Origin of the sequence: Rhodococcus sp. T2V (assembly GCF_029269925.1) — a bacterium.
GTDB lineage: Bacteria > Actinomycetota > Actinomycetes > Mycobacteriales > Mycobacteriaceae > Rhodococcus_F > Rhodococcus_F koreensis.
Genome location: NZ_JARJBD010000472.1, coordinates 1 through 582, shown reverse-complemented (window position 1 = coordinate 582; position 582 = coordinate 1). Strand labels below are relative to the sequence as shown.

The following is a 582-nucleotide window of genomic DNA, read 5'->3' as shown; positions in this document are numbered from 1 at the left end:
TGCACCGCGTGCGCACACCGCCCAACCCCATGCGTGTAGAGCCCGTGTACGTACCTGCAACCCCCTTACGCCCCACAGCGCCTATACGCGAGCACACCACTGCGCCCCATAGGGGCCTGACCGCCGCGCCGACACACCGGCCGCCACCAGCGCGCGAATCAACCGCCGGGAATCCCCTCACCCGCCTGGTTACCGGCTGACCCTCGCGGTCGTGCGATTCCCGCCGCGCCGCCGCTGCGCGCCCGCCGCTGGAAACCACATTCCCGATGCCGCACAGCCCTGTTGGCCTGCATTCGACGCCACCGGGGTTGGTCGGCACCGAAGTGTGGGTGCGCGCTGCCGGCACCGACCTGGTCGTCGTTGCCGACCTCGACTCCCTGCCGCGGACTCCGGACTGGGCCGGTGACCGTCGTGGGTTGACAGAGATTGCGCGGCACCGCCTTTCGACACCCGGCAATCCGAGCATCGACCTGGCGCATTACCCCGGCCACCCCCAAGACCCGGACGGGGCACCACGCCCACCACGACCGAAGGCCCGCTCCGCGGCCGAAGCCCGGTTCCTCGACCTCGGGCCCGGGGCGC

1 pseudogene is annotated in these 582 nt (G+C 71.6%); it reads left to right on the top strand.

Going from position 1 to position 582, the window contains the following annotated elements:
- Positions 1 to 308 precede the first annotated feature (308 nt).
- Positions 309 to 582 (top strand): annotated as a pseudogene (locus tag P3H15_RS54900) (hypothetical protein); the annotation flags it as partial.